This is a genomic window from Paenibacillus sp. LHD-38 (genome assembly GCF_031157315.1).
GTDB lineage: Bacteria > Bacillota > Bacilli > Paenibacillales > Paenibacillaceae > Pristimantibacillus.
In genome coordinates, this window is sequence record NZ_JAVIFU010000033.1 from 67,658 (window position 1) to 77,970 (window position 10,313).

Below are 10,313 nucleotides of genomic sequence, written 5' to 3' on the forward strand. Positions count from 1 at the left end.
CCTATAGCGGAAGCCTTTCATTCCTCGGAATGGAAGGCTTTCTTTTTAGCTTGCTATTCTGTATACTGAGCAAAATAAGTCAAGTTATCGGGGGTCGAAGGTGATGGTCACCGCTTTGGAGCAATGGACTCGGTGGCACGCCGAACGGAAGTTTACAACGCTGCCGCTAGTTAAGGAATTACCCTTCCACCTTGAAAACAGGGCAGGCGTCGCATCATGGGAAGAGGTATGGCAGGATGCGTCACCGTACGCTTTTGTGCTAGAGAGCGGCAAGGACGGTCGTTATACGTATTTGGGCTTGCACCCTGACGCGATTATACGGGGCAAGGGCTTATCTGCCGAGTCAGTTGCGTTTCAGTCGTTAGAGGAGCACAGCAGGCGTCATTGGGACGGAAAGCCTCTTGAAGTAGTACGGGAATGGATGAGCGGGCTGATCGGGCCAAGGCTGGCGGACGGACCAAAATGGATCGGCGGCTGCGTCGGGTTTTGGAGCTATGACATTATACGTTCTATTGAACGTTTGCCGGAGCTAGCCTTGGATGACACGAGCATACCGGATTATTTGTTTATGCAAATAAACGAGCTTTGGATCATTGATCATGTCGAAGCTAAGGTGTACTGTGCAGTTCATACAAGGGTTGAGCAAGATACCGATGGAGAAGCGTTAAGCGCTGCTTATGAACGCGCATTGTCCAAAGTGGAAGGTATGACCGATTATTGGCTAACTTGGTTTGATGAAGAGCAAGCCAAAGAAAAAGCGGCTGTGCTTCGAGCGAAGCGCCAGGTTTTACTGGAGGATGACCAGCTGCAAATGGATGTCGCTTCACTCTCTGACGTTACTTCTCCTTTCTCGAAGGAAGCGTACATGGAGGCCGTTCGCCGTATTCAGCGATATATTGAGCAAGGCGATGCCTTTCAAGTGAATTTGTCCGTAAGGCAAAGCAAGGAAGTGACAGCCTCGCCCGAAGAACTGTATGAGTGGTTGAGATTGGTTAACCCTTCGCCTTATATGGGGTTTCTACGCTGTCCTGACTTCCAGCTCGTATCTGCCTCACCGGAGCTGCTCGTTGAGCTGCAAGAGAGCAAGCTTGTTACAAGACCGATTGCCGGGACGCGGAGACGTGGACGTACCGAAGAGGAAGATCAGCGGCTGGCTGACGAACTTCTCTCGAATGAGAAGGAACGAGCAGAGCATATCATGCTTGTGGATTTGGAGAGAAATGATCTTGGCCGCATATCTGCCTACGGTACGGTTAAGGTCGAAGAGCTTATGGTTATTGAACAATACTCGCATGTCATGCATCTTGTCTCACAGGTGGAAGGCATACTAGGCGCCGGCAAGGATGTGTATGATGTCATTTCGGCTACATTCCCTGGCGGAACCATTACCGGAGCGCCGAAGATCCGCACAATGGAAATCATTGAGGAGCTTGAGCCAACAAGACGGGGCCCCTATACAGGATCCCTCGGCTGGATTGACTACAATGGGGATATGGAATTTAATATAATTATTAGAACAATGGCACTGCAGGATGGAATCGTTCATATTCAAGCGGGAGCAGGTATCGTTATCGATTCTGACCCAGAGCGAGAATACAAAGAATCCTTGAACAAGGCAAAGGCGTTATGGAAGGCCATTCAATACAGCGAGCGGTTTGCTGCGCATGACGGTGCGGCAGTACCGGATAAAGGGGGAGCCTTAACATGATACTGGTAATCGATAACTATGATTCATTCACGTACAATTTAGTGCAGTATTTGGGTGAGCTTGGCGAAGAAATTATAGTAAAACGCAATGATGAAATCGATTTGGCAGGGATCGAAGAACTGGCGCCCGACCATATTTTGATATCACCGGGACCTTGCTCACCGAATGAAGCAGGTATAAGCCTTGCGCTCATTGAGCATTTTAAAGGGCAAATCCCAATTTTTGGTGTTTGTCTGGGCCATCAATCGATTGGACAGGCTTTCGGAGGCGAGGTTGTTCGCGCGGAGAAGCTGATGCACGGCAAAACGTCCGCGATTCATCACAATGAAAAATCGATATTCGCTGGAATGCCGTCACCGTTTACCGCTACGCGTTACCACTCTCTTATCGTGCGCCGTGAGACATTGCCAGATTGCTTGGAAATTACAGCGGAAACAGACGAAGGTGAAATTATGGGCTTGCGTCATAAGGAATACCCGATTGAAGGCGTGCAATTCCACCCTGAATCGATTATAACGGAGCATGGCCTTACGATGCTTCGTAATTTCTTGCAAAATCGGACGGGCGCAGTGCGATGAAAATCGGACTGAATGGCTCCGTATTGGATGCAAGCGAAGCCGTGATCTCAGTTTATGATCACGGTTTTTTGTACGGTATGGGTTTATTTGAAACGTTTCGCACGTATGGCGGGATACCTTACTTATTGGATCGTCATATGAGTCGATTGCACGCAGGATGCGAACAGCTCGGTATTAGGTATCAGCCGGATCTTGAGCAGATCAAAGGCTGGGTGAACGAATTGCTAGCGGTGAACGGGCTCAAGGATGGTTATGTTCGCTTGACCGTCAGCGCAGGGGAAGCAGAGCTGGGCTTGCCCACAGGCGATTACGAGAAGCCAAACGTGCTTATGCTAGTAAAGGTCTTGCCGCCAGTCAATGATGAGGTTCATATGCGCGGACGGGAGCTGCGGCTTTTAAATACGCGGCGGAACACGCCGGAGGGTGATGTTCGCTACAAGTCTCTCCATTATATGAACAATATTATTGCGAAGCGGGAGATGCTGGCAAGCCAGGCGTCGGCAGGAGCTGAGGGACTGATGCTAAATCGTGAAGGTTGGTTGGCAGAGGGAATCGTCAGTAACTTGTTTTTTGTGAAAGATAACGTGATTTTTACGCCAGCCATTTCTACCGGCATATTGCCAGGCATTACGCGTGAGCGGGTGTTGGAGCTTGCCGGAGGAGCGGGCTACCGTACGGAAGAGGGGCTATACAGCTGGGAGAGTCTGCAGGATGCTGATGAGATTTGGCTTACCAATTCGATTCAGGAGCTTGTTCCTGTCACGAAATTATCAGATGCCAGTGGGAAAATTACGGTTGTGAGCGAAGGTGTAGCGGGAGCTCTGACGAGGCTGTTGCTTACGGAATATCGACAAACTACGAGCGTTGAATAGGATGCAGAGTTTTAACAACTATGCTATTGAAGAATGAAAACAATGAAGGGTGGAGGCCGTACAATGGAGCAACGACCTGTTTTCTATAAAAGGACATATGATTTTGGAGGCGGAACGAAGCTGGTGCTAGGCGACCGCACGCTTATTATGGGTATTTTGAACGCTACTCCGGATTCTTTCTCGGATGGGGGACGTTACACGAACGTAGAGGCTGCTGTTGCGCACGCTGAAGCGATGGTAGAAGACGGTGCTGATATTCTTGACATAGGGGGAGAATCGACACGGCCCGGCTTTGAACCGGTAGGCCTGGAAGAAGAGCTTCAACGCATCCTTCCCGTTGTTCGCGCAGTGCGCCAGGCACTACCGCATATTCCGCTCTCCATTGATACGTATAAAGCGGAAACGGCTCGCCAAGCCTTAGAGGCTGGCGCACATATCATTAATGACATCTGGGGTTTAAAGGGTGATCCTAATATGGCTGCGGTTGTCGCAGAGTATAGATGTCCGGTCATTATCAACCACAATCGTCATGCGAGAGACTATAACGACCTTGTGCCGGATGTGCTTTCTGATTTGCAGGGAAGCGTCAGCTTGGCGCATGCAGCAGGAATAGAAGAGGATCAGATATGGCTTGATCCAGGTATCGGCTTTGCCAAAACCCACGAAGAAAACTTAGAGATGCTCGGACGTCTATCTGAGCTGGCGGCGCTCGGTTATCCGGTACTCCTTGGCACCTCGCGCAAGAGGTTTATTAAGCAGACGCTGAATTTGCCTGTTGACGAGCTTGTTGAAGGGACGGCTGCGACCGTCGTTCTCGGAATCGCGCATGGCTGCCAAGTCATGCGGGTGCACGATGTGCGCGCAATCAAACGCGCCGCGCTCATGACGGACGCGATATTATATCGCAGCTAAACGGAAGCTGCTGCGCTTAAAGGCGGCTAATCATCATTAGTAATGTTACACTGCCAGGGGAGTGACGATAATGGATAAGATGATCATAAAAGGAATGAAGTTTTACGGCTATCACGGCGTTTTTCCCGAAGAGAATAAGCTTGGCCAAAAATATTACGTGGATATCGAGCTTGATATGGATTTAGAGCAGGCTGCCGTAACGGATGATTTGAACTGCACGGTTAATTATGCTGAAATACACGCTCTTGCTAAAACGATTGTAGAGGGCCCGCCTTTTAAGCTCATCGAAGCTTTAACAGGTCACATTGCAACACGTGTACTGGAAGTTTATACTATGGTAAATGAAGTGACGGTTCGAGTAACCAAGCCGAACCCGCCGTTTGATATTCATTTTGACGGAGTTACGGTGGAACTGTGCAGAAAGCGGGACGCTGATGGACGAACAATACCCGCTTAATGGGGCAGAGGTATATATTGCATTAGGTTCTAACATGGGCAATCGTGAACAACTGCTGCTTACAGCGATTGGAATGATTGATGAACACCCGAATATTGATGTAATCAAAGTATCCGGCATGTATGAGACGGATCCCGTAGGATATACGGATCAACCGCCTTTTCTCAATATGACACTAGCTTTACGCACCACTCTTTCCCCATTATTACTGTTGAGGCAGCTTCTGGATTTCGAGCAGAAATTAGGAAGAGTTCGACAAATACGTTGGGGACCTAGAACCATTGACCTTGATCTGCTCCTATACGATAATGTCAGAATGGATCAAGAGGAACTAACCTTGCCGCATCCGCGCATGATGGAGCGGGCGTTTGTACTTGTGCCGCTACATGATGTTTTGGATCAATCGCATCATCTGCAGGCAGAAGTAAGCTCAGCGTCTAAGGCGGCGCTTCTGGATGGAAAGGAAGGCATCACGTTATGGAAAACAATCAATTGGCGCAGCGCGTCAGAGCCTTTCGAAAGCTGAAGGGCTATACTCAGCAGGAGCTGGCCAAGGAGCTTGGTGTGTCGGTAGCTGTTCTCGGCTCATTAGAACGCGGAACAAGGAAAACAGATCCGAAGCTGCTAAGTCATATAGCCAAAACATTAGGAATCAGTTACGAGGAATTAATGTCTGATGATCGTGAATAATGATGTTTATCTTATTTGATAAGATCAATAAACAATTAGAAGAGGGGCAAGGAGCGACATGCTGAAAATCGGAGACATCGAGATGAAGAACAGAGTGGTGCTAGCGCCGATGGCAGGCGTGTGCAACCCTGCTTTTCGATTGATTGCCAAGGAGTTTGGAACGGGTCTTGTATGCGCGGAGATGGTGAGCGACAAGGCGATTTTACATGGTAACAAAAGAACGCTTGAAATGCTGTTTGTCGATGAGCGGGAGAAGCCGCTTAGTCTACAAATTTTCGGCGGTGACCGTGAGTCGCTGGTTGAAGCGGCAAAGGTCGTCGATCAGCAAACCAATGCGGATATTATTGATATAAACATGGGCTGTCCGGTACCGAAGGTGACGAAGTGCGATGCGGGTGCCCGCTGGTTGCTGGATCCTAACAAGATTTATGAAATGGTTTCGTCCGTTGTGGATGCGGTTAAGAAGCCCGTAACGGTAAAAATGCGCATTGGCTGGGATGACCAGCATATTTTCGCAGTTGAGAATGCCCGTGCTGTTGAACGCGCAGGCGGGAAAGCTGTAAGCGTGCACGGACGTACACGCGAGCAATTGTATACAGGCAAGGCCAATTGGGACATCATAAAAGATGTCAAAGAAGCGGTATCAATTCCCGTAATAGGCAACGGTGACGTTTTTTCTCCACAGGATGCCAAGCGCCTGCTTGATCACACTGGCTGCGACGGCGTTATGATTGGACGCGGAGCCTTAGGCAACCCGTGGATGCTCTATCGGACCATTCAATATTTAACGAACGGCGAACTGCTTAGCGATCCAACGCCGCGTGAGAAATTAGAAGTAGCTATTTTGCATCTCGATCGTTTAGTGGCATTGAAGAACGAGGCGGTTGCGGTACGCGAGATGCGCAAGCACCTGGCATGGTACCTGAAGGGACTTCCAGGCGGAGCTCGCGTAAAAGATGTCATTATGGAAGAAACCGGCCGTGACCCGATGGTAGCGATCTTGGAAAACTACGTGAGGTCTCTGGAAGAGGATGAAGAATTCCAAGCTGCTTCACATGCAAGCGGAGAATCAGGAGCTGCAGAAGAAGTCGCTTACTAAAATACACATACACCGGTTAAGGGCAGGGCAATTATCCTGGATCGCCAGACAACCGACACCATTCGACAAAAGCCGCTATCAAGCGGCTTCTGCTTCAATTTCAAAAAATGAAACGGTTTCAATGGGTCGTTTGGCTTTGATTGACATTCAGGGTACCTTTGCAATATAATCGTGCAATATAATCTAACGAAACATCAAGAGCGCTTCAAACAACAGTAGGTATGAGGATCAAGAAGCGTAATATATTAGGTATCAGTGAATTCATACAAGGTATGAAAAATTAGTCACATGACAGGAGAATCGGAAAGATGAACGATAAGCAAATCATTCTGACTCAAGAAGGGCTGCGCAAGCTCGAAGATGAATTAGAAAACTTGAAATCGGTCAAGCGTCGTGAGGTTGCTGAACGTATTAAAGTAGCTATCGGCTATGGTGATATAAGTGAAAACTCGGAGTACGAGGATGCGAAGAATGAGCAAGCATTTATCGAAGGCCGCGTTCTTACCCTTGAGAAAATGCTGCGCAATGCGCGTATTATAAATAATGATGACATTGATATTGATACCGTAAGCATCGGTTCGATTGTTACGGTTGAAGATATGGAATATGGCGATACAATGGATTATTCTATTGTAGGTACAGCGGAAGCTGATCCTTTGCAAAACAAGATCTCAAATGAGAGCCCGGTTGGCAAAGCGATTTTGGGCAAGAAAAAGGGAACAGTTGTCGAAGTTAGCGTACCCGTCGGCATCATTCAATACAAAATTCTCGATATCAAAAAATAAGGTTTGCTATGTGCGGATCAGAAAGCTTCCTTGTGGGAAGCTTTTTGATCGTTTAAAATATAAGAACGTATATTTCATATGGATACAGAGCTTATATTTTATCGGGAAACGAGTTTTTGCCGCAACAATCCGGCGACAGCCGCTTACGCTTGCCGAATGATCAAGGAGATGAAAGAAGTGGAACATGAAAACAATGAGCAGGAGCTAAGCGAGCTCTTGCAAATTCGCAGAGACAAACTAGACGAGCTTAGAGGACTAGGCGTGGATCCTTTCGGACGGAAGTTCGAACGAACTCATAATGCCAAAGATATTGTGCAGGCACATGAAGGGCACAGCAAAGAAGAGCTGGAAGTTCAAGCTGTGACCGTTCGTATTGCGGGACGTATTATGCAAAAACGCGGTATGGGTAAAGCCGGCTTTGCTACGATTCAGGATTTGAGCGGCAGAGTTCAAATTTACGTCCGTAAGGATACTGTCGAAGAGCATAAGTTTGCCGCATTCGATTTACTTGATATTGGCGATATTATTGGCGTGGTGGGCGTCGTATTCAAAACGAATACAGGCGAAGTGTCGGTCAAAGCGCATGATATTGAAGTATTGACGAAATCGCTGCTTCCTTTGCCTGATAAATATCACGGACTAAAGGATGTAGAGCTTCGCTACCGCCAACGTTATGTTGACCTTATCGTGAATCCGGACGTACAGCAAACCTTCATTACTCGTTCCAAAATCATTCAATCCATGCGCCGCTATTTGGATTCCCGCGGGTATCTGGAAGTAGAAACGCCGACTTTACATTCCATTGCAGGCGGTGCTGCTGCAAGGCCATTCGAAACGCATCATAACGCGCTCGACATGCAGCTTTACATGCGTATTGCAATCGAGCTTCATTTGAAGCGTCTAATCGTGGGCGGTTTGGAGAAGGTATATGAAATCGGACGTGTGTATCGGAATGAAGGGATTTCGACGCGACACAATCCAGAGTTCACAATGATTGAACTGTATGAGGCTTATGCTGACTACAAGGATATTATGGCACTAACCGAAAACGTCATTGCACATATCGCCCAAGAAGTGCTCGGCACAACGAAAATCACTTATCAAGGTCAAGAAATTGATTTAACTCCACAGTGGCGCCGTGTTTCCATGGTTGAACTTGTTAAAGAAACGACTGGCGTTGATTTTGGTGTCGAGATGAGTGATGAAGAAGCACAGCGCTTGGCGAAAGAGCATAAGGTTGCGGTTGACCCGCATATGACATTTGGTCATATTCTAAATGCCTTTTTCGAACAATTCTGCGAACACACGCTTATTCAGCCGACTTTCGTAACCGGACATCCTGTTGCGATCTCCCCTCTTGCGAAGAAGAGCGAGGCAGATCCTAGGTTCACAGATCGTTTTGAACTATTTATTGTGGCGCGCGAACATGCCAATGCCTTTACAGAGCTTAATGATCCGATTGATCAACGTGAGCGGTTTGAATCACAGCTTGTTGAACGTGAGCATGGCAATGATGAGGCGCATGAGATGGATGAAGACTTTATTCGCGCACTGGAATACGGCATGCCGCCAACAGGCGGACTTGGGATCGGTATCGACCGATTAATTATGCTCCTTACAGATGCTCCATCCATTCGGGACGTTCTGTTGTTCCCTCATATGAGAGATCAGCGCTCTGCCGAATAAGTATGAAATAAAAGAACCACCGGCTTTCAACTGCCGGCGGTTCTTTTTGTTTTTATTGGAGGTTTCCGCGGCAGCAACTCTTAAAAACTACCAAAATATGATAATTTTTTGGGCGAATCTATTGATATAATAGATTCATATGGTATATTAGAACTAATATTAGACCTAACGCAAATAATGAGTTGCATAAAGCTTCACACGATAATGGCAAACCTATCGAAAGGTAGGGACGCAAAGCTAAAGGGCCTTCCGAAAGATGGCAGCCAGCTACCGAAAGGAGTTTTTTTTATGCGTAAATTTATTTTAATAATCGCAGCTTTTGTACTTTTCGCGTCTATTAATGTGACATCAGCACAAGCGAGTGAAGCAGATGCAGCGGCGTGGCTAAATACAACTAATCTTAATAATGGTGTTGTCGCAGTAGATTACCCGGTCAATGCCAAAGTGAAAACGAAGCTTATGATTGCTAAGGGCCAAACGAACTATACATATAACCTGACTGCCGGGAAAACTTCAGAACAATTTCCACTGCAGCTAGGCAATGGACAATATACGATTTCGGTTTTAGAGAACGCATCTGGTAACAAGTATAAGCTCGTGGCTAAACAAACCGTCACTCTTAGTTTAAAGGATAGCAATGTATTATATTTGAACTCCATTCAAAACATCAGTTGGACGAATACTAGCAGCGCGATTGTGAAGGCAAAGGAACTGGCGAAAAACAAAAAGACAGATATGGAGAAAGTAAAAGCGGTCTACGATTACATCATTACAAACATTAATTACGATAATCAATTGGCGGCCAATCTTTCGGTGGATTACCTTCCGAACATCGATCGCACATTTAAAACAAAAAAAGATATTTGCTACGGTTATGCAGCCTTGTTTGCGGGCATGCTTCGCAGCTTGGATATTCCAACTAAGCTAATGATGGGGAAATCGCAATATGTGGATGTCTACCACGCATGGAACGAAGTCTACTTGGATGGCAAATGGGTTACGATAGATACGACTGTAGATGCGGGTCTGAAGAAGGGCAATAAAAAGTTCGAACTGATTAAAGATGCTTCGAAATATACGGTTGCTAAACAATACTAAAAAGCTAACTAATAACGAGCATGCGATTAGACGCATCGCTCGTTATTTTATTTCTTTCTTCATTATATACAAGTTTAGTAATTCACTGTTTAAGCCAGATGAAGCAGCAATTAGAGGTCGAAAAACTTTTTTTATTATTTTATAAAAAAGTACTTGCATTGTAATAGGCCAACGTGATATATTATCTAGGTCGCCAACGAGACACACGGTCGACACGAAAGAAAAGATTGCTCTTTGAAAACTGAACAACGAGTAATAACTGCCTCGCAAATCCTTCGGGATAAGCGAAAAAGCGATAAAAAGTAATGGGCATTTCAAACACCAATTTGGAGAGTTTGATCCTGGCTCAGGACGAACGCTGGCGGCGTGCCTAATACATGCAAGTCGAGCGGATCTTGTCCTTCGGGACAAGGTTAGCGGCGGACGGG

Annotated in this window: 11 protein-coding genes, 1 rRNA gene and 1 riboswitch; all 12 genes read left to right on the forward strand. The window is 46.7% G+C overall.

Annotation, left to right across the window (positions count from 1 at the left end; genetic code table 11):
* Nucleotides 1–103: 103 nt before the first annotated feature.
* Nucleotides 104–1,708 (forward strand): anthranilate synthase component I family protein, encoded by a 1,605-nt coding sequence (locus RCO25_RS23835; RefSeq protein WP_308998616.1) that lies wholly within the window; start codon nt 104–106, stop codon nt 1,706–1,708.
* Nucleotides 1,705–2,286 (forward strand): aminodeoxychorismate/anthranilate synthase component II, encoded by a 582-nt coding sequence (gene pabA, locus RCO25_RS23840; RefSeq protein ID WP_308998617.1) that lies wholly within the window; start codon nt 1,705–1,707, stop codon nt 2,284–2,286. Before RCO25_RS23835 ends, pabA begins: the two co-directional genes overlap by 4 nt.
* A complete protein-coding gene (gene pabC, locus RCO25_RS23845) occupies nt 2,283–3,158 on the forward strand; it encodes an aminodeoxychorismate lyase (protein WP_308998618.1) in 876 nt (291 codons plus the stop codon). The genes pabA and pabC overlap by 4 nt, the downstream gene beginning before the upstream one ends.
* Before the next feature lie 63 nt (nt 3,159–3,221).
* Nucleotides 3,222–4,070, forward strand: a complete 849-nt coding sequence (gene folP / locus RCO25_RS23850) for a dihydropteroate synthase (protein ID WP_308998619.1) — start codon at nt 3,222–3,224, stop codon at nt 4,068–4,070.
* Nucleotides 4,071–4,140: 70 nt separating this feature from the next.
* Nucleotides 4,141–4,527, forward strand: coding sequence for a dihydroneopterin aldolase (folB, locus tag RCO25_RS23855; RefSeq protein WP_308998620.1), 387 nt, complete (start codon nt 4,141–4,143; stop codon nt 4,525–4,527).
* A complete protein-coding gene (folK, locus tag RCO25_RS23860; protein WP_308998621.1) occupies nt 4,505–5,053 on the forward strand; it encodes a 2-amino-4-hydroxy-6-hydroxymethyldihydropteridine diphosphokinase in 549 nt (182 codons plus the stop codon). Before folB ends, folK begins: the two co-directional genes overlap by 23 nt.
* Nucleotides 5,005–5,217: a helix-turn-helix domain-containing protein gene (locus RCO25_RS23865; RefSeq protein ID WP_308998622.1), complete on the forward strand. Its 213-nt coding sequence runs from the start codon at nt 5,005–5,007 to the stop codon at nt 5,215–5,217. The genes folK and RCO25_RS23865 overlap by 49 nt, the downstream gene beginning before the upstream one ends.
* A gap of 58 nt (nt 5,218–5,275) precedes the next feature.
* Nucleotides 5,276–6,316, forward strand: a complete 1,041-nt coding sequence (dusB, locus tag RCO25_RS23870; RefSeq protein WP_308998623.1) for a tRNA dihydrouridine synthase DusB — start codon at nt 5,276–5,278, stop codon at nt 6,314–6,316.
* Nucleotides 6,317–6,624: 308 nt separating this feature from the next.
* Nucleotides 6,625–7,101 carry a transcription elongation factor GreA gene (greA, locus tag RCO25_RS23875; protein ID WP_076271320.1) on the forward strand — a complete coding sequence of 159 codons (477 nt, stop codon included), beginning with the start codon at nt 6,625–6,627 and terminating at the stop codon, nt 7,099–7,101.
* A 177-nt stretch (nt 7,102–7,278) separates the two neighbouring features.
* Nucleotides 7,279–8,787, forward strand: a complete 1,509-nt coding sequence (lysS, locus tag RCO25_RS23880) for a lysine--tRNA ligase (protein WP_374992153.1) — start codon at nt 7,279–7,281, stop codon at nt 8,785–8,787.
* Nucleotides 8,788–8,983: 196 nt separating this feature from the next.
* Nucleotides 8,984–9,062: riboswitch (cyclic di-GMP riboswitch) on the forward strand.
* Nucleotides 9,063–9,075: 13 nt separating this feature from the next.
* Nucleotides 9,076–9,885, forward strand: coding sequence for a transglutaminase-like domain-containing protein (locus tag RCO25_RS23885; protein ID WP_308998624.1), 810 nt, complete (start codon nt 9,076–9,078; stop codon nt 9,883–9,885).
* A gap of 323 nt (nt 9,886–10,208) precedes the next feature.
* Nucleotides 10,209–10,313 (forward strand): 16S ribosomal RNA (locus tag RCO25_RS23890); the annotation flags it as partial.

Excerpts from the sequence above, each read along its gene's own strand:
- dusB (WP_308998623.1), top strand. The coding sequence starts at position 5,276 with ATGCTGAAAATCGGAGACATCGAGATGAAGAACAGAGTGGTGCTAGCG.
- folB (WP_308998620.1), top strand. The coding sequence starts at position 4,141 with ATGGATAAGATGATCATAAAAGGAATGAAGTTTTACGGCTATCACGGC.
- pabA (WP_308998617.1), top strand. The coding sequence starts at position 1,705 with ATGATACTGGTAATCGATAACTATGATTCATTCACGTACAATTTAGTG.
- folK (WP_308998621.1), top strand. The coding sequence starts at position 4,505 with ATGGACGAACAATACCCGCTTAATGGGGCAGAGGTATATATTGCATTA.
- pabC (WP_308998618.1), top strand. The coding sequence starts at position 2,283 with ATGAAAATCGGACTGAATGGCTCCGTATTGGATGCAAGCGAAGCCGTG.
- RCO25_RS23865 (WP_308998622.1), top strand. The coding sequence starts at position 5,005 with ATGGAAAACAATCAATTGGCGCAGCGCGTCAGAGCCTTTCGAAAGCTG.
- RCO25_RS23885 (WP_308998624.1), top strand. The coding sequence starts at position 9,076 with ATGCGTAAATTTATTTTAATAATCGCAGCTTTTGTACTTTTCGCGTCT.
- folP (WP_308998619.1), top strand. The coding sequence starts at position 3,222 with ATGGAGCAACGACCTGTTTTCTATAAAAGGACATATGATTTTGGAGGC.
- RCO25_RS23835 (WP_308998616.1), top strand. The coding sequence starts at position 104 with ATGGTCACCGCTTTGGAGCAATGGACTCGGTGGCACGCCGAACGGAAG.
- greA (WP_076271320.1), top strand. The coding sequence starts at position 6,625 with ATGAACGATAAGCAAATCATTCTGACTCAAGAAGGGCTGCGCAAGCTC.